21 protein-coding genes and 1 other annotated feature are annotated in these 19037 nt (G+C 47.4%); all 21 genes read right to left on the bottom strand.

The genetic code is table 11. The features are described from left to right. Nucleotides 1-59: 59 nt before the first annotated feature. A complete protein-coding gene (locus ACR32F_RS25510) occupies nucleotides 60-1346 on the bottom strand; it encodes a homoserine dehydrogenase (protein WP_440111997.1) in 1287 nt (428 codons plus the stop codon). A 35-nt stretch (nucleotides 1347-1381) separates the two neighbouring features. Next, nucleotides 1382-1819: an ACT domain-containing protein gene (locus ACR32F_RS25515; protein WP_440111999.1), complete on the bottom strand. Its 438-nt coding sequence runs from the start codon at nucleotides 1817-1819 to the stop codon at nucleotides 1382-1384. 229 nt (nucleotides 1820-2048) lie between these two features. Next, nucleotides 2049-3359: a GTPase ObgE gene (gene obgE, locus ACR32F_RS25520; protein WP_440112002.1), complete on the bottom strand. Its 1311-nt coding sequence runs from the start codon at nucleotides 3357-3359 to the stop codon at nucleotides 2049-2051. A 16-nt stretch (nucleotides 3360-3375) separates the two neighbouring features. Next, nucleotides 3376-4113: a Spo0B domain-containing protein gene (locus tag ACR32F_RS25525; RefSeq protein ID WP_440112005.1), complete on the bottom strand. Its 738-nt coding sequence runs from the start codon at nucleotides 4111-4113 to the stop codon at nucleotides 3376-3378. Between the two features lie 151 nt (nucleotides 4114-4264). Then, nucleotides 4265-4579, bottom strand: coding sequence for a 50S ribosomal protein L27 (gene rpmA / locus ACR32F_RS25530; protein ID WP_440112007.1), 315 nt, complete (start codon nucleotides 4577-4579; stop codon nucleotides 4265-4267). Between the two features lie 23 nt (nucleotides 4580-4602). After that, nucleotides 4603-4932 (bottom strand): ribosomal-processing cysteine protease Prp, encoded by a 330-nt coding sequence (locus tag ACR32F_RS25535; RefSeq protein ID WP_440112009.1) that lies wholly within the window; start codon nucleotides 4930-4932, stop codon nucleotides 4603-4605. Between the two features lie 13 nt (nucleotides 4933-4945). Then, a complete protein-coding gene (gene rplU / locus ACR32F_RS25540; RefSeq protein ID WP_440112011.1) occupies nucleotides 4946-5257 on the bottom strand; it encodes a 50S ribosomal protein L21 in 312 nt (103 codons plus the stop codon). A 14-nt stretch (nucleotides 5258-5271) separates the two neighbouring features. Further along, nucleotides 5272-5356, bottom strand: a sequence feature (ribosomal protein L21 leader region). A 56-nt stretch (nucleotides 5357-5412) separates the two neighbouring features. Further along, on the bottom strand, nucleotides 5413-6663 hold the full coding sequence (locus ACR32F_RS25545; protein WP_440112013.1) for an Rne/Rng family ribonuclease: 1251 nt from the start codon (nucleotides 6661-6663) through the stop codon (nucleotides 5413-5415). A 106-nt stretch (nucleotides 6664-6769) separates the two neighbouring features. Continuing rightward, nucleotides 6770-7630, bottom strand: a complete 861-nt coding sequence (locus ACR32F_RS25550) for a M50 family metallopeptidase (protein ID WP_440112016.1) — start codon at nucleotides 7628-7630, stop codon at nucleotides 6770-6772. Next, nucleotides 7623-8507 carry a peptidoglycan DD-metalloendopeptidase family protein gene (locus ACR32F_RS25555; protein WP_440112018.1) on the bottom strand — a complete coding sequence of 295 codons (885 nt, stop codon included), beginning with the start codon at nucleotides 8505-8507 and terminating at the stop codon, nucleotides 7623-7625. Before ACR32F_RS25555 ends, ACR32F_RS25550 begins: the two co-directional genes overlap by 8 nt. 230 nt (nucleotides 8508-8737) lie before the next feature. Then, entirely contained in the window at nucleotides 8738-9532 is a 795-nt protein-coding gene (gene minD, locus ACR32F_RS25560; protein WP_440112020.1) for a septum site-determining protein MinD, read from the bottom strand. A 3-nt stretch (nucleotides 9533-9535) separates the two neighbouring features. Continuing rightward, nucleotides 9536-10198, bottom strand: coding sequence for a septum site-determining protein MinC (gene minC, locus ACR32F_RS25565; RefSeq protein WP_175394387.1), 663 nt, complete (start codon nucleotides 10196-10198; stop codon nucleotides 9536-9538). Nucleotides 10199-10273: 75 nt separating this feature from the next. Then, nucleotides 10274-10807, bottom strand: coding sequence for a rod shape-determining protein MreD (locus ACR32F_RS25570; protein ID WP_440112023.1), 534 nt, complete (start codon nucleotides 10805-10807; stop codon nucleotides 10274-10276). After that, nucleotides 10807-11679 carry a rod shape-determining protein MreC gene (gene mreC, locus ACR32F_RS25575; protein WP_440112025.1) on the bottom strand — a complete coding sequence of 291 codons (873 nt, stop codon included), beginning with the start codon at nucleotides 11677-11679 and terminating at the stop codon, nucleotides 10807-10809. The genes ACR32F_RS25570 and mreC overlap by 1 nt, the downstream gene beginning before the upstream one ends. 182 nt (nucleotides 11680-11861) lie before the next feature. Then, the gene (locus ACR32F_RS25580) at nucleotides 11862-12896 is read right to left on the bottom strand and encodes a rod shape-determining protein (RefSeq protein ID WP_440112027.1); all 1035 of its coding nucleotides are present in this window, start codon (nucleotides 12894-12896) and stop codon (nucleotides 11862-11864) included. Between the two features lie 187 nt (nucleotides 12897-13083). Then, on the bottom strand, nucleotides 13084-13773 hold the full coding sequence (gene radC / locus ACR32F_RS25585; RefSeq protein ID WP_440112029.1) for a RadC family protein: 690 nt from the start codon (nucleotides 13771-13773) through the stop codon (nucleotides 13084-13086). A gap of 35 nt (nucleotides 13774-13808) precedes the next feature. Continuing rightward, entirely contained in the window at nucleotides 13809-14420 is a 612-nt protein-coding gene (locus tag ACR32F_RS25590) for a Maf family protein (protein ID WP_440112031.1), read from the bottom strand. Nucleotides 14421-14513: 93 nt separating this feature from the next. Next, nucleotides 14514-14756: a DUF4321 domain-containing protein gene (locus ACR32F_RS25595; RefSeq protein ID WP_440112034.1), complete on the bottom strand. Its 243-nt coding sequence runs from the start codon at nucleotides 14754-14756 to the stop codon at nucleotides 14514-14516. Between the two features lie 145 nt (nucleotides 14757-14901). Further along, nucleotides 14902-16095, bottom strand: coding sequence for an SPOR domain-containing protein (locus tag ACR32F_RS25600; RefSeq protein WP_440112036.1), 1194 nt, complete (start codon nucleotides 16093-16095; stop codon nucleotides 14902-14904). Between the two features lie 118 nt (nucleotides 16096-16213). Continuing rightward, the gene (gene murC / locus ACR32F_RS25605; RefSeq protein ID WP_440112038.1) at nucleotides 16214-17584 is read right to left on the bottom strand and encodes a UDP-N-acetylmuramate--L-alanine ligase; all 1371 of its coding nucleotides are present in this window, start codon (nucleotides 17582-17584) and stop codon (nucleotides 16214-16216) included. Nucleotides 17585-17589: 5 nt separating this feature from the next. Then, the gene (locus tag ACR32F_RS25610; protein ID WP_440112040.1) at nucleotides 17590-18966 is read right to left on the bottom strand and encodes a bifunctional folylpolyglutamate synthase/dihydrofolate synthase; all 1377 of its coding nucleotides are present in this window, start codon (nucleotides 18964-18966) and stop codon (nucleotides 17590-17592) included. Nucleotides 18967-19037 lie beyond the last annotated feature (71 nt).

The raw sequence follows: 19037 nt of genomic DNA on the forward strand, positions 1-19037 counted from the left end.
GTATCTATTATGATTAAACCTTTACATTAAACTTAAGATTCAAACCGGGACATCTGAAGTTATCCTTCCACCCGGTATACACTTTTGATTCGACGGATGACGTTAAGGGATTCAAAGTGTTTCAACACTTTATCCATGCTTGCCTTGCTTGCATTATGCGTAACGATAATGATCTCGGCATCCGGGTTATGTTCATTGGGCTGTTGAACAACCGAAGCCAGACTGACATCGTATTCAGCGAAGATTTGTGTAATTTGCGCCAGCACACCTGCCTTGTCATCTACGTGCAGCAAAATAAAGTTTTTCGACATAATCTGCTCGTCGCTCTGCAGACGTTTTTGTTTATAAGGCACAATCGCTTTGAGACCATTCACACCTAACTTCAGGTTTTTGATCACGGCCACAATGTCAGCCACTACAGAAGTTGCTGTTGGAAGTTCACCCGCACCTGCACCGTAAAACATCGTCTCGCCTACGGCTTCGCCATGTACATACACTGCATTGAACACGCCGTTCACAGAGGCAATCGGATGATTTTGTCTTACCATAGTGGGTTGAACACTAATCGTGATTTCGTCATCCTGACGATCAGCGATACCAAGCAGCTTCATCTCATACCCAAGTCTTTTGGCATACGTGATGTCTTCACGGGTTACGGACGAGATACCACGCACGGTTACATCTTGCAGTTCAACGTTGGTGCGGAAGCCCAAGGTACCCAAAATTGCCATTTTGCGAGCTGCATCAAGTCCTTCGACATCCGAAGTTGGATCAGTTTCTGCGTACCCGAGCGCTTGTGCCTCAGCCAGAACCTCTTCATACGAGGCGCCTTCCTGGCTCATTTTGGTCAAAATAAAGTTCGTTGTTCCATTCACAATGCCCATAATGCGAGTAATTCGGTCAGAAGAGAAACCCTCAATCAGTGTACGGATGATCGGAATTCCCCCAGCCACACTGGCTTCATAGAATACATCACATTGCTTTTCCTGTGCCTTGGCCAAAATCTCCGAACCATGCAGAGCCATCAGATCCTTGTTTGCGGTTACGATATGTTTGCCACGCTCGAGTGCTTCAAGGATGTACTCCTTCGTCTGATCAATACCGCCCATTACCTCAACGATAACGTCAATATCCGGGTGGCGAATGACTTCCCATGGATCTTCAGTGAGCTTCGAACGATCTACAGCAATGACGCGTTCCTTCTCCGTATTCTTCACCGCGATCTTCTCAATGATGATTGGTGATCCAACCTGACTGCTCAGATCCTCCTGATTTCCTTCCACAATACGAACGACGCCAATACCCACAGTACCCAGACCCAATAATCCAACTTTCACCGGTTTCACTAACAACCTACCCCCTAAAGTCTTTCTTCGTCTCATCACCCTTGCCCTACAATACGCGTGCGCCGAACCCCTGGCATATCCTGCATCCGCTCAAGCATTTCTCCAATTTCTCCATGAAGATGTGTTGTCTCTACCGAAATGACAACATTAGCTCTTCCTTGAAGTGGAATACTTTGGTTAATGGTAAGTACGTTGGCACCATAGCCAGCGACATGTCCAAGCACACGAGACAATATTCCCGACTGATGCTCCAGATCAATGGAGATCGTTACAATTCTCTCGCGCTCAAGCTGATTGATTAAATGGATTCCGTCCTTGTACTTATAAAAAGCACTTCGGCTTAATCCGACCTGTTCAACCGCCTCATGTACTGTTTTGACATCTCCAGAAGCCAGTAGCTCTTTCACCTGCATGGTCTTTACCACAGCCTCCGGCAAAATGTCTTCCCGTACTAAATAATAGCGTTCATTCACAGAACGTCCTCTCCTCAAAGACTCATGTATTCATATAGTGGACATTATAAAGGATCTATGGCAAAAGGGCAATACATCACATGACTATTTTTAAAAATACGTTCCTCACAGTATACAAGTTTATCTGGCGCACATGTAAGGAAAAACAAAAAAACGCAGAGCAGCGGGTTTTCTTCCCCACTTCTCTGCGTATGTGTGTCAATAATCTATATTGGCATACATGCCGTTCTTAATAGTAGCTGCTACCTTCAACAAATTCAAACTCAAAGTCGCCAATACGCACAATGGTTCCTTCTTCAGCTCCCCGTTTACGCAATTCAGCATCCACACCCATGTGGCGTAGTGTACGCGCCAGTTTGAGAATAGCCTCATGCGAGTTCAGCTGCATCCGTTTCATCATACGATCAATCTTGGCACTTTCAACAACGAAGATCTCATTCTCCCGCACAATACGGAAACCATCGTCCTCTTTTTTGTCCAGACTGTATACTTTGCGTTCCGATAAGTCCGCTACTTCTTCCACTACCGGCTCAGACGGAAGTTGATCCAATAGATCATTCGCACGATACAAGAGTTCTTGAATTCCTTTTCGTGTCAGAGATGAAATAGGCATCACTTCAATATCTGGTTGCACCTCACGAACTTGCAGCAAGAACTGCTCCAGATTCGCTTCGGAGTCTGGCATGTCCATTTTGTTGGCCGCTACAATCTGCGGTCTCTCAGCGAGAAGCGGATTGTATAGTTTCAACTCATCATTGATTTTCTGCCAATCTTCAAACGGATCGCGTCCTTCCGAACCCGACATGTCCACAACATGAACAATAATACGAGTACGCTCGACATGACGTAAAAACTCATGTCCCAGTCCGATCCCTTCATGCGCGCCTTCAATCAATCCAGGCAAATCGGCCATAACGAAGCTACGGCCTTCTCCTACACCGACTACACCCAGATTAGGAGTGATGGTCGTGAAGTGATATGCACCAATCTTCGGCTTGGCTGCCGAAACGACAGAAAGCAGCGTGGATTTCCCAACACTCGGGAAGCCAACCAAACCTACATCTGCCATAACTTTCAATTCAAGCACGATGTAACGCTCTTGGCCTTCTTCACCGTTCTCAGCAAGTTCAGGCGCAGGATTGTTAGGTGTAGCAAACCGGATATTCCCCCGTCCGCCCCGACCACCACGAGCAACAACAACCTGTTGACCATGGCGTGTCAAATCTGCCAACACTTCTCCGCTGTCTTCATCCAAAATTACAGTTCCTGGTGGAATGCGCACGATCATGTTCTCAGCGTTTGCACCATGCTGACTTTTGTTACGTCCCTTCTCACCACGTGGGGCCTTGAAGTGACGCTGGTAACGGAAATCCATCAACGTCCGCAGACCTTCATCCACACGGAAAATGATGTCAGCTCCTCTGCCTCCATCGCCCCCGGCAGGTCCGCCGTTTGGTACATACTTCTCACGACGGAACGAAATAATTCCGTCCCCTCCGTCTCCGGCTTTTACATAAATCTTCGCTTTATCTACAAACATTGGTTACCCCTTCTTCCTATATTCCACAAGGCATTCTGAATTGTATAAACGTATCCTCAGACGGAAGTTGCTCCGTTCTGACTTTTTTTCCTTTGAGTACCGCAGTGAGCTGCCGCAGTGTTTCCGGATCGGGTGTTTGATCCCCATCCAGCCGGACAACCACATCTCCTTGGTCCTGTCCGAAGTTCAAGGTCAGTTTGCCTACCTCTCCCCAAGACGACCGGCCGCCGCCGTATTGATAGGCCCTGATTGCATCCGCAATCGCCCCCGTAAGCGACTCGCCATCCTCGGGAGAGACCAGAGCACTAAGTTGCAACTCTTCCTCTACTTCCACATGCAATTCCAGAGCGACTCCACTGGCCCGGAAAGATTGAAGATAAAAAACGAGTGAGGGAATACCCAATCTGGAGATTCGGCTTTCTTCGGTAACCCGTTCTTTTATTCTTTCCACACATTGCACTGATTTATCAAGTTTGCCCAACCGAAGATATCCATATAACACCTGAAGATCGTTCATCCAATCATGCCTATGATGATTCAATGATGCAATTGCTGTTTTTTCCATAGATTGTATGATGGTTCTGCGTTCCGCCTCTGCCTGTCGCTTCATCACATTCACACAAACAAAAAGCACCACGACGGACCACAATGCGTATACAGCACTCAAAATGGCCGCTGGATACAGCATAACGAAAACCAAAGGAATCAGAAGTGAACATGCCGCAATCCACGGCACTCTTTTCCAAGATTTCATGGCTTCTCCCCGTTCTACAAAACTCGGTTGGTTTAATCCCCACCGTAACCAAGTATAACATGTCTTTTCTGTCAGTTCATTATTGATTAACCTTAAAATACAAAAAGCCTCCGGCAAAAATGCCGAAGGCTCCTTAGGCGGAATGCCGATATTATGCTTCTACTGTTGCAGCTGCTACTGGAGCAACGTTCACAGGATAGATGCTTACTTTTTTACGATCGCGTCCCCAACGTTCGAATTTCACAACGCCGTCAACTTTCGCAAACAAAGTGTCATCTTTACCGATACCCACGTTAGTACCTGGGTGAATTTTCGTTCCGCGTTGGCGAACGAGAATGCTACCGCCAGTTACTGTTTGACCGTCAGCACGTTTAACACCAAGACGTTGAGCATTACTGTCACGTCCGTTCTTCGTGGAACCTACACCTTTTTTCGATGCGAACAACTGAAGATTTAATTTCAACATGAATGGTCGACCTCCTTCTTTATTTATTTGACTTGCTCTATCTTAATATACTTTCCGTATGAATCTGCAATGTCAGTGAGCATAAGCACCATGGATTCGAGTAGCAATTGTACCTTAGGCGAGGATTCATCTCCCTCTAACACAGGTAAAGAAGCGCTTAAAAAGCCATTCTTCATCTCGGTATCCATTTCGATACCAGTCAATGTTTCGATTGAGTTCACCGTACCCACTGTAACAGCGGATACCCCGGCACATACGATGTCTTCTCCTCGCTTGGCAAAATTAGCATGCCCTTTGATGGAGAATCGCTCGATGCTCCCGTCATCATTACGAAAGACTTGAACGATAATCACTTATCGCACCTTCTTACGCTTTGATCGTTTCGATAGTTACTTTAGTATACGGTTGACGGTGACCTTGCTTCACATGGTAATTCTTTTTAGGTTTGTATTTATAAACTACAACCTTTTGACCTTTGCCATGTTTCTCCACTTTAGCCGTTACAGTAGCTCCGGAAACCAATGGTGTACCTGCTGTCAAACCTTGATCGTTAGATACAGCCAGGACACGGTCGAACGTTACGCTTTCGCCATCGTTCGCAGTCAATTTCTCGATGAACAGAACATCGCCCTCTTGGACTTTGTACTGTTTGCCGCCTGTTTCAATAATTGCGTACATTTGCCTTGCACCTCCTCATGTCTCAGACTCGCCCGGTCTCAGGTGACAGCCTCCTTGCGGAACTGTTCTTGTACCCGGCCAGTGCGGTTACAGCATGTGCAAGACCAATAGGCTAAACACATACCTGAAGATTATATCACCGACTGAACTAAAAATCAATGCAATGGCGAAATATATCTTTTGCCCGTCCCATGACAGGATGAACAAGGCTCCTCGTATGGCAACGTGCTCTCTTCGCGCACTTTCTTACGAGTGAGTTCCAGCAGTCCTAATTTGGTCCAGCCCATGACAAACGCCTTGGTTCTGTCTTTCTTAAGCTCGCTTTCCAGCATCGCCGCAACCTCCTGACGATTCATCGCTTCCTCCATGTCAATGAAGTCCACAATAATCATGCCCCCGATATCCCGCAGACGCATTAAACGGGCGATCTCAACGGCTGCCTGCATATTGGTCTCCGTTACGGTCTCTTCCAGACTGTCACCGCCTGCTCCTGTATACTTGCCTGTATTAACATCGACTACAGTGAGTGCCTCCGTATGGTCAATGACAATATACCCGCCTCCAGGCAACCACACTTTGCGGGCAAAATCCTTCTTCAACTGCTCCTGCACACCATAGGCAGTAAAAATAGACTCTGTTCCCCGGTACACCTGTACTTTGGGTTGATGCCTTGGGCAGATTTCCTCCAGCAAAGCAATCACTTCCCGAGCTTGCCCCTCATTATCGGTAATAACTTCATCACTTCCAGGCGTGTACACATCCCGGATGATTCGCTGCACCATGCTGTGATCCCGATGCAGCAGGTTTGGCGAAGGCAAGCTATCCGCTTTTTCACGAATAAGACGCCACTGCTCACGTAATGTTTCCAAGTCAGCCTGAATGGATTCACGCCGTTCTTCTGCGGATACGGTTCGTATGATCAGTCCCTCTTCGTCTCGTCTCAATTGTTCACCCAGTGCCTTGAGGCGGGAACGATCTCCCTCACGAGCAATTTTCTTGGAGACGGCTATGTAGTCGGCAACAGGCATGTAGACAAGCCAGCGGCCCGGCAGTGAATAATGAGTCGTCACCCGGGCTCCCTTGCTACCTACTGGTTCTTTTAGGACTTGGACGATAACCTCCTGACCCGGACGCAGCAACTCCGAGATCGAAGGCTTCACTTTGGGTTGTTTCTCCAGATTAGGATGTAATACATCGTCCACATACAGAAAAGCATTCTTTTTCTGTCCAATATCCACAAAAGCAGCTTGCATACCTGGTAACACGTTCACTACCCGTCCTTTGAAAAAGGAGCCCAGCAGTCCACGCTCGCGTGTACGCTCTGCCGTGAATTCTACAGCTTTGCCTTCTTCCAGGAGCGCCATTTGCATGAGGTTATGTTCATTATGTACAATCATTTGTTTCATGGCTTCACCTCTAGAAGACAATTCAATTCATCCACATCCATTTCTATATCTTTGCAATACTCATTGTACATGTATTAACCCAATTCAGGACAGGTCCATCAAGATGCTACAACTTTTCGGTATTTTGTTTGAAATACGAACCGATAATTCGCTGCTCAGGCAAAACGGCCATGATTCGTCCCTGTCTATTCATCACATATATCATGTGGTATTTTTCTCTCTTTAATAGACGCAAAATAGTGTCCAAAGGTTTCGCCGGAAATGAGATTATCGGCTGCGCCAAACTACCTGTAGCCGCATGGCGGGTAAACACCACTTCGCGATGCATCAGAAATCGGATAAACCGGTATGGAATATTTCGATAATCAGTCACATTGGAATAGAACAAAAAAAGACCGATTAAAAGTATGTTTAAGGGTAGCCCATAGTCTCCAGCAACCCACTTGCTGATGGCAAATAAAATAACGCCTGCGCTGCACAGGATGCTTATTCTGTAAGTCCACATTAGTGTCGTATAGTAGGGAGCAAACAGACTGACGAGGGCCTGTACAATTTTACCCCCATCCAGGGGCAGAACAGGCAACAGATTAAATAGGGCAATCAGCAGGTTTCCCTGAATAATGTAGTCTAAGAAAACGGGGTCTCCAAAATTGCCATATTTCAATAATAAAACAACCCCAACCATCAGTATATTTTGCAGGGGTCCTGCTAAAGCAATAATGATTTCACGGCGCGCTGTCATATTACCGGCATCCTCAATCACTGCCACCCCACCAAAAGGAAGCAGCTGTATCGATAGGACACGGCAGCCCAGAAGGGCTGCCGCTGCAGCATGTCCACATTCATGTATAAATACGATGGCAAACAGTGTGATCAGTTCAATAAAATGTCCGGTCAACAGGGAAGCCATCATGATGATCACAAAAAAGGGATGAAGCGAAATACGCACACCCCACAACCTAATCAAGAGCAACCACTTCCGCAGGGTCTACGTACTCCTCGCCTTCTTTTACTGCAAAATATAGCGTGGCAGGTTGCTGGTTCACACTCTCCTTCAGACTGCCTACTGCATCACCTGCTTCCACCCAATCGCTCACCTGAACTTCGCTTTCATTCAATCGTCCATATATGGCCGTTACATTGCCAGTATGCTGTATTACAACGGTTGTTCCATTTTCCGGATCATCCAATACTTGAAGTACCCGCCCAGCGTCTGAGCTAACCACCTGAATCAGTCCTGCACCACCAGCTTCGGGAACAATCTCAATCCCCTTCATACTCAGCGCAAAAGGCTGAACGACTGTACCCGAGATCGGCTTGCCTAGAAGATGTCGTGTCCTTGATCCATTCACAGGATCGGTGGTATGACCGAGTACAGGCAAAAATGAGGGTGTACCGCCAAAATGCCGTTCATACCAAGCCGCTGCAGACGCAAAGTCCATATCACGATGCAACACATCGGCAATCATAGTTTTGGCGGGTGTTGTCCACGATGTATTCAACTGAAACAATCCCCAAACACTGCCAAACAATAGAGCACTAACTACAGTCCGCCGCACGAATGACTTGATCAAGTTAAAACGTGGATGACCGCCAGGACCGTAATGCCCATTTTCTTTTTTCCATAGCCATTCTGGATCTCTTTCCTGTTCTGGCAGCGAAGAATTTGTATTTCGTAAATTCTCTTGTATATCAACAGACGAAAGTGTCTTTCGCTGCATCAATGCATGCTTACTGGACAAAGTGCCCGATTCTCGCTGTTGCCTAATTTCTTCCGTAGCACCATCCATTAGCCGCCGAATGCGTTCTTCTCTTCTCTGCTTGATTCTGAGTTTCGTATTCATGGAATGTCCTCCTGCCGAGGCTTGTTTACTACATCCTATGAAGGGCTCCTTCATAATATGAACAAGCTCTTGGCTGGAAGCAAAAATAACCCCACAGCGTGGAGTCTTCCTGTGAAGTATATTCTGTTGCTCTTGTAGAAAACACATCTTAACGCTCCAGAATGTTCAAAAAGCCGGGCTTGGGGGCCGCGGCTGTCATACCAGAAAGTTATCATTATGAGAAGTGCGAGTTAACCCATCCCTATAAACTTTTTAAAGCGTGAGAAGGCACCTTTTTTCTGCTCCAATTGCATCAAAGGAACGGTATCTCCCAGGATACGACGTGCGATGTTGCGATAGGCAATAGCCGCAAGTGAATCCGGATTCATTACTGTGGGCTCTCCCGAGTTGGCCGCCTTAATGACCAGTTCATCATCGGGAACGATACCGATCAGATCGATATTAAGTACTTGTAAAATGCCATCAATATCTAGCATATCGCCTGATTTGACCATATTGTTACGGATACGGTTCACAACCAGTTTTGGTGATTTAATATGTGAACTTTCCAGCAGACCGATGACACGATCGGCATCACGTACAGCCGCATTTTCTGGTGTAGTGACCACAATAGCCTGATCGGCTCCGGCAACTGCATTTTTGAACCCCTGCTCAATTCCGGCTGGACAATCAATAATGACGTATTCAAAATCTTTTTTTAACTCGAGAATGATGTCCTTCACCTGTTCTGGCGACACAGAGTTCTTGTCTCTTGTTTGCGCTGCAGGCAGCATATATAATTCTTCGAAACGTTTGTCTTTGACCAAAGCCTGATTCAGACGGCAGCGGCCGTCTGCAACGTCACACAGATCATAAATGATCCGGTTTTCGAGTCCCATCACGACATCCAGATTACGAAGGCCGATATCGGTATCTACCAGACAAACCTTTTTACCGAGCAGCGCCAGCGCTGTCCCGATGTTTGCCGAGGTGGTTGTTTTACCCACGCCGCCTTTACCCGAAGTGATTACGATCGCCTCTCCCATGAGCTACACTCCTTTAAACACATTAAAATCTCGGCGTAACCGAACGATATTGCTCATCTTGTCGATCTGCATTTGATTGTCCTGTAAATAAGCAAATTCCATTCCGGTATCTCGGCTCTCCCATTCATCAGGAGGACGGCTTATAATATCAGCGATCCGCAGCTGAGTTGGTGCAAACACCGAAGCGGCAATGATCGATTCTTCGTCCCCACCAATTCCAGCATGAGCCATGCCTCTGAGTGAACCCAAAACGTATATATCTCCGGTACACGTCACCGTGCCCCCCGGATTGATATCTCCAAGAAACAGAAGATTTCCTTCATGATGAAGCACCTGGCCTGAACGAACCATACCGCACATGGTCACAATCGGCGGCGGTCCTTTAACCTCTGGTTTAAGGGCCGGTGAGTCGATGGAACGAATGAGCAAATTCCCTTTTTGCTTCAATATATCAAGAATTGCTTCTTTCTGGTCCTCTGTCACTTCCCGGCTGCCCAGCTTGATATCTACATGAACAATGGGTCCGGTCAAAATATTTTGATGGCTGTGTTCCAGCTTATAGCGGAGCTCATAGAGCAATTCCTCGAATTCACATTGATCGTCCAACAGGAAAACCAGGCCGTCTCGGATGCCTTTAATCGTTACGTGATTCGATTTTACCGTCATAAGCCTGTCCCTCCCATCTCATTACATTTCGTGCCCCGGCCCCCAAGTTCCTGCTTCTTACTCCATAAATGTATTTTATGAAGCCTCTTCTGTTTTACTTCGTCTCTTGCCAATACGCTCCAATTGTTTCCGAAGTGGGACATAAATCATCAGGGCGAACACAAAATGAATGAACAGATTAGGAATCATGTATTCAAGTAACGCCCAGTCGAATGTCACATGATTCAGACGAAAGAGCTTGTACAGAAAGAATAACACGGTATCATTGAGCAGGCTCCCCAAAATGACTACGGAAACCATAACCGGCAGTGGTGCACGCGGCGCTTGAAAAATGAGTCCCATCATATATGCGGATAATCCCATGGAGAATCCGTATGGCCCAATCATTTGGCCGTAAAACACAACATCGTGCAACAATCCCAAAAATATACCGAGCACCAGTGCCGTGTGACGATGATGATATACTGCAATAAACAAAATCACAATATAGACCAGATTGGCGGAAATTCGCATCTGCCAAGCGGAAGGAATGAGCAGCGGAAGAATCGTTCCTTCAGCAATGAACAACACGCACAGCAACAAAAACAATACTTGTTTGCGTGTCACCACTATTTTTTCACCTCAGGCGGAATAATGACAATCAGCTCTTTCCAGTCAAGAAAGCTAGCATATGGTTCAATCGTTGCTGTTTTTGTTAAACCATATTCACTTTTCTCGACACTCTTCACTTCCCCGATCCGCATGTATTTCGGAAAGTTATTGATGATCCCGGAGGAGATGATTTCATCTTTTTCAGCAATGTTGGAATCCTCTGAAATCTTGGTCATTTTGAGCATGCCTGTCTTCGGATCGTAGCTCTCAATCATGCCAAACACTTTCTCTTTACCCACTGCCGTAGCTGCAATGGCATTGGATGTCGGATCATTGGCGTCCATGGAGGTTAACAGGTTAACCGTTGACGTATAGGAGCTGACATGACTGATTACGCCAACCAGCCCTTCCTGTGAAGTAACTGCCATCCCCGGCTTAATCCCCGCATTTTCACCGATATCAATATTGATGGTTCTGCTGTTAGGATCGGAATTGGCACTGATTACCTGAGCAATTCGTGAACCGTAATTATAACGATTCTTCTGTTCTTCTGTGAAATTTAGTGCTTTCTGAAGTTGTTCATTGACCTGCTCCATGTCATTGTACTTCAGTCGGTCACGGGTATAATGCCCCACCGCAATACGAAGCTCTTCATTTTCTTGATATACCGTACGCATGTTCGCTACATCTTTGAAAAAGCCCGCTACAGAAGAAGCGGGCTTGTAAAATACGTATTGTACAAATCCGACTGAATCCTTCAGGAATTTCTCCGGCCAGGATAGAGCGGTTCGCGGACCGAGCGTAAAGCCCATTAACGCGATAAATGTAACAAGGCCCACCAGCAAAACAAAAAGTCTTTTGTTACCCAGCAGCTTAAACAGTTCGAACACCCTCTAACATCCATTATTCTCTTCCGAGCTATGCCCGGCGGGGAGACTGTCAGACTTATAGTCCCTTCGAGAATATCAGCTGATTCTCCCCAGGTATGCGGGTAATAGCTCTCCCGGCATTAGCCGGGTCCTCTTCGTTGATATACGGCCACTTGGTTCATACCAAGCAAGATCAATATCAATTAACGTTTGGATCGAACTGCCGAACTGCTTCTGCTTTTGAACAAATGAATATTCTCAAGCGCTTTACCTGTTCCGATAGCTACGCAATCGAGCGGGTTCTCTGCCACGATCACAGGCATTCCAGTTTCACCTGCAAGCAACTTGTCCAGATTACGAAGCAATGCGCCGCCACCTGTGAGAACAATACCGCGGTCCATGATATCCGCTGCAAGTTCAGGAGGACATTTTTCCAACGTTACTTTCACTGCTTCAACAATGGCATTCACCGTATCCGCCAGAGCTTCACTGATTTCATCGGATGTGATGGTAATCGTCTTCGGCAGACCTGTAACGAGATCGCGTCCACGAATTTCCATCGTTTCCACTTGCTCAAGCGGCATTGCGGAGCCAATATCCATTTTCAATTGCTCGGATGTGCGCTCACCAATCATCAGGTTATACTGACGTTTAATGTACTGGATAATGGACTCGTCCATTTCGTCACCCGCTACACGAACCGAGCGACTTGTTACAATTCCGCCAAGGGAAATTACGGCCACTTCCGTTGTACCGCCACCAATATCAACAACCATGCTTCCTGTCGGCTCCCATACGGGAAGATCGGCGCCTATTGCTGCTGCAAAAGGCTCTTCAATCGTATAGGCTTCACGAGCGCCAGCCTGTTTCGTTGCATCTTCAACAGCACGCTGTTCTACAGCAGTAATTCCGGATGGTACACATACCATAACGTTAGGATGACGCTGGAACATCGAGCGTTGTTTTTGCGCTTGACGAATAAAGTATTTGAGCATCGTTGCCGTGATGTCGAAATCAGCAATAACACCATCTTTCATTGGACGAATGGCACGAATGTTACCTGGTGTACGTCCAATCATTTTTTTGGCAGATTCCCCTACCGCCTCAATGCTGTTCGTATCTGTCCGCAAAGCGACTACCGAAGGTTCGCGCACCACAATTCCTTTTCCTCGTACATAAACCAACGTATTCGCTGTCCCCAAATCAATACCCAAATCTTTCGTAAAACCACCAAACATGACGTAATCTCCTTTTCTGCCTCATATAGCCCGCCCCCGTTAAGATCAAGAGCGTTTCATTTTCATTCCCACCAAAATCGTGGAGCTAATATTTGCATTTGTTTTGTTTTGCATCTGTAAAGTGAACCTATCTTCTACGGACAACGCCGTCAATATTCATAGGAAAACATCAACGCCAACCATTATATTATACTAAGCCCTTCTCCTTCAAACTTACGTACGTTCCATCTCCGATAATAATGTGATCCAGCACATCTATGCCGACAATTGCGCCAGCTTCAATCAGTCTCTTGGTTATTTGGATATCCTCTGGACTAGGCGTAGGATCACCACTCGGATGGTTGTGTGCGCACACAATAGAGGCACTGCTGCATTTGATGGCAGCCCGGAACACTTCACGCGGATGTACAATCGAAGCGTTAAGGCTACCCATGGAGAGTGTTTCCTGGGCAATAATATGATTTTTGCTATTCAGGAAAAGACACACAAAGTGTTCTTTCTGCAAGTAACGTAATTGTTCGGTAAGGATATCAGCTGCATCGCGTGGAGTACGGATCGAAGGCGACTGTGTCAGTCTGCTCTTGGCAATCCGATGACCAAGCTCAATACCGGCTTTCAGCTGTACAGCTTTGGCCATACCGATTCCTTTCATTGCAGTCAGTTCTTCCAGACTCAAATCCATCAACGGGCGAATTCCACCCGCTTCCGTCAGAATGCGCTGTGCCATGTGGACTGCGGATTCCTGTCTTGTGCCTGTCCGAAGTAAGATTGCCAGCAATTCAGCATGGCTTAAGGCGCCCGCCCCATATTCCATCATGCGTTCTCTCGGGCGTTCTTCCTGGGGGATGTCGCGCATCATGTATTGAGGCGACTCCATATGTTCCCTCTTTTCACATCGTCAATTGCCAAATTTCATGTTTGCGGTAATACATGCACGCCGAATCCATGCAACATATCGCTCAGCAAGGACAATGGCAGGCCCACCACATTGAAATAACATCCTTCAATATGGTCTATCAGTGAAGCACCAATGCCCTGAATCGCATATGATCCAGCTTTGTCTGAGGGCTCACCGGTCTGAACATATGCACGAATCGTAGCTTCAGACAGCTCCTTCATCGTTACATCGGTCTGCCGATAATGAACCACAGATTGCCCGTTGCCAGCATCGATACAAGCTACTCCCGTGAACACACGGTGCGTACGTCCCTGTAGACGAGATAACATACGTTCAGCGTCCTCTTCGTCTACGGGTTTGCCAAGAATTTCACCATCCAGAACGACAACGGTGTCGCTGCCAACAATAACAGCATCTTGTTCGCGGCCTTCCAGCCCCCGATAAACGGCAAGTGCCTTACGCATAGCAAGCTCCTGTACCGTCTGTTCAGGAGTCCATTCCTGAGGTGTATCTTCATTCGCATGGCTCGGTATTACATCAAAAGCTAGATGGAGTGAAGCGATCAGTTCTTTACGCCGCGGCGAAGTCGAAGCCAGAATAATAGGGCGCTGTGATGTTTTATCCAAAATAAACGGCTCCTTATGCTACGCGACATCCTGCCGGATCACGCTAGTAGATATCATTTTTTTGAATTTTCTTTGTCAAAATCCGTCATTCTCCTACAGTCTGCGATACAGCCATACAGCAACAATAATACCGATCAGACTTAGAAGGCTCATTTGAAAATGAAGTGAAATGTCATAACTGATAATATCCAGATCAGCCTGCGGCGACCAACGAATGGTCGTGGCTTTCGTTAGAAAGGCTACAGCCTTCACAGGTTGTAGTGCCTTGGCGATCCACGCTCCAGCCAACCAGCCGAGCAGTAGAAACAGCAATAACATGCCGAAGTTTTTTTTCATCGGTGATCTTCCCTCGCCATTTTTTGACACCCCCATTATTATACGGGGTTTTGTACGTCAATACAAACACAAATCCGGCAAGGGGAACTATTTCCAGTTCCTTGCCGGATAGGTATTTCAAGGCTGTGTTAAGGGAAAGCATTGATTATTGTTTTATCGCCTCAAGCCATTTTTTTTGCTGTAATACATAATCCATCAGATCAGATTGTACAGTCCACATATGCACATTAGCTGGGTTTTTGTTGTATTCGGCAATTGCTGTGACCGCATTGTTCATTGATTTGTCCATCGCGGAAACATACGGTTGTACATCAGCACTCAGACCTGGCGCAAAGCTTTTGAGACCGGCCAACCAGAGTTGATGCTGGTTCTGGAGTGCACTCATCGTTTCACTTGAGACCGCTTCAGGCGTCGACTGACCAAGCTGCTGGATTGACAAGGTAGATAGTTGCTCAACCAGAGCAGAACTGCTCGTGAAGAATCGTTGGACATCCTCAGCCTTCCCACCAAATACGGCAGGATCCACTTCTGGATTGATGATTTCCTTGACATACAGCTCCACACCTTCGGCCTTCAGTCTGGTACTGAGCAGCTTGGCCTCTTCACGGTCAGCCGAAATTCCTGCATAAACCCGATTGCCGTCTTCGGGGTCTGAGCCTGCCGCAATGCCTGCCTGGGACAGTCCCACCTTCGCCTGTTCAGCGCGTTCAGGGGAACTAAATACACCATATTGAAGCGCATAATAGCTGCCCCCCGTCGTAGCTGTTTGAAGCTGCTGCTCGGTACCAGCGACTCCTTTCTGGCCCGTCACCGTGGCAACCATCTGATTGACGGGAAGGCTCCCCCCTGGATCAACTGCTCCTTCTCTATTAAAAAACGAAAGTATAACCATGCCAAAGAGGGCCCCGGTAACAAGTGCTCCCGTAACTGAACCAATCATTTTCCAGCCCCTTGGAGGACGATTCCGCTTATAAGAATAGTTGTCTCGATCTGCAAGCCAGTCGTGATCCCCATCGTTTTTGTTAGACAGGTCCTTATCCTCATCCTCCGGATACACAGCATGATTGGAATAGATGTATTTCGGCTCATCGCGTGACGAATCGTTGTCCGACCTTAGATAAGGTTCAGGTACAGTGGAGCCTGTCAGCATCGTCTCTCCCCAGTCTCCGGGAATATCCTCTGGCGTCCATGAAGGGGTTGCATCCAACCGCGTTGACGTTGGACTCTTCGGAATCTCTTCACTCAAAGCGGTAAATGTGCTGGATGTGGATATCCCCTTGTTTTCAGGCTTGTCCGACTCGTTATCCCCAAAGCGAAACGTCATTCTAGCATTGCTCACCCCGTACCCTCTCCTTTGTCCCATTTATAACAGCTATATGCAGAGAACAAAGGAAATATTCCATATAACGCAAAAAACGCCTGCTTCTTATCGAAGACAGGCGCTTTTCGGGATGCATTTATTTCAAACCTTTGGCGAGTGTATCGCCGACTTTCCAGATATCGCCTGCACCCATCGTAATCACAAGATCACCTGGTTGAAGACGATGCTGCAGATCAGCCACAACATCTTCTTTCGTTGGAAGATAGCGTGCAGAAGCATTACTGTTTTGAACGATCAGTTCCACCAGTTTGGCCGAGTGAACCCCTTCAATCTGTTTTTCACCTGCAGGAGAATAGATATCGGTAATGAGAACCTCATCCGCTTCTGCGAAGGCCCGGCTGAACGCATCCAGCAGGAAGAACGTACGTGTATAACGCTGCGGCTGGAATACCGCAATAATGCGCTTGCCCGTCGCTTTGGCTGCACTGATGGTAGCTTCGATCTCCGTAGGGTGATGAGCATAGTCATCAATAATCAGCATACCATTCGTCTCGCCCAGCACCTGGAATCTGCGTTTTGCCCCGTGGAACTGGATGATGGCCTCTGTAACCTTATCAAATGGGATGCCTGCTTCCAGACATGTAATGACCGTAGCCATGGCATTGTACAAATTATGTTTGCCCGGCACCGACAATTCAACTGTTCCAAGAGCCGTGCCTTGATGATTCATCGTGAAGGAGATCAGGCGGTCGCCAAGCACGATATCCGTTGCAGTGTAATCTGCCGGACGGTCGATACCGTACGTCGTTACGCGTGATTGAAGCTGCGGCAAAATGCTCTGGATATTTTCGTCATCTGCACAGACAATTGCCGTGCCTCCCGGACGAATCTGACTCAGAAACTGCACATAAGCTTTTTTCAGTTCCTCAAAATCACTGTTGTAATTTTCGAGGTGATCGGCCTCAATATTGGTAACAATCCCAAACCATGGATGATACTGCAAAAATGAGCCATCACTCTCGTCAGCCTCAGCAACCACCCAGTCGCTTTGACCAGCTTTGGCGTTGGTTCCCAGATTCATGATCTCTCCGCCAATGATATATGTCGGATCGGTGCCACATTTGTCCATCACAAGCGCAATCATGGACGAAGTCGTCGTTTTGCCGTGGGCTCCGGCCACCGCAATGCCCTTGCGTTCATTCATCAGCCTTCCGAGCATCTGGGCACGGTGCAGAATGGGAATATTGAGCTGCTCTGCAGCAACCCGCTCCACATTATCCGCAGGCGCAGCCGTGGAGTAGACCACCAGGTCCGCTCCATTTACGTGCTCCGCCGTATGTCCGATATATATTTTCGCTCCCTTGGCTGCCAGCTTCTCGGTCAACTCCTGTGAAACGACATCCGATCCGGTAACGGTATACCCCATTTCCAGCATAACTCTCGCGATGGCACTCATGCCATATCCGCCAATCCCTATAAAATGAACGTGTTCCGATGTATTTAACAAAACTTTCACCAACCTTTTTCAGAATCGGTTTGATGCAAAAGGGCTGCCCGCACATCCGCAATAAGATACAGTGTGCCGGACACCACCCCCAGATCTTCCGCTTCCGTCCGTGACTTCAATTGATCAAGTGCCTTTGCCCAATCGGGCTCGACGATGATTTCCAGCTCCTGCTTCGCAATGGCGGGTCGCACCCGTTCGACAATCTGCAGCAATTCGGCTGCATCCATTTTGCGTCGGAAATCTGGCTCGGTCAGGATCAGCGTATCCACTAGTGGCAGTATATGCTGCAAATACGCTTCGTGATGCTTATTTGCCAGCATGCCCATCATCAAAATTAACTTGTTGTGAGGATATACGTCGATAATGCTCTTGGCCAATGATTCAGCCCCTTCCGGATTATGTGCTCCATCCAGTACAATTCGGGGTTCATCGACAACTTTCTCAAACCGGCCTGCCCAGAAGGCATTCTCCAGTCCAAGCGTAATATCTTCGTCATCCAGCATAAATGCCATGTATTGCCGAAGTAACTCAAGTACCATAAGCGCACCCGCTGCATTATCGCATTGATGTATGCCTTGCATGCGTATGCGAGCGTTCAGATCACGGAACGGCCCTGTAAAATGAAAAGATTGTCCGTTCTCATCACTATCCAATCTATGATAAGAGAATTGATCTCCCGTCAGATAAACGGTTGATCGAAGCCGCTGTGCCGTCTCCTGAATCACCTTTACAGCTTCTGGCTGAGTGGCACAGGTAACGACGGGTACTCCCGGCTTGATAATACCTGCCTTCTCTCCCGCAATGGCCTCAATCGTATCGCCCAGCACATCCGTATGATCCATGCCGATATTGGTAATGATCGACACCACGGGTGTAACAATATTCGTTACGTCCATCCTTCCCCCGAGCCCCGTCTCCCATACCACAACGTCAGGGTAGCACTCTTCCGCGTAATATAGAAGTGCGAGTGCGGTGGATACCTCAAACATGGTAGGCGATCCAAGAGGTGTGGAAGCCATCTCTTCGACCAGGGGATGCAGACGGTTTGAGAGTTTAAGCAATGTCTCTTCCGGGATATCCACACCGTTGTATTGAAAACGGTTCGTGAATTTAGTGATATAAGGCGATGTAAACGTGCCGACATCATATCCTGCCTGAAGAAGCACTGACGTCAAAAAAGCGCAAGTCGAACCTTTGCCGTTCGTTCCCGCGACATGAATAAATTTGAGACGCTGGTGAGGATTGCCGAGCAGTGACATCAATCCCGCGATTCGTTCCAATCCTGGGCGGATGCCAAAAGGAATAAGGCCATTAATCCAGTTCACAGCCTCTTCATAGCTAAGTAAAGGAGCTGCAATATCTGTCTCGTTAAGTTCCGTCATATGATTCACCTTCGGTCCAGAGTTTGATTGAAAAAGCGGCCGGATGGTGTAAAAACACTCCATCCGACCCA

The sequence above is a fragment of the Paenibacillus hebaui genome (genome assembly GCF_051934385.1).
GTDB lineage: Bacteria > Bacillota > Bacilli > Paenibacillales > Paenibacillaceae > Paenibacillus.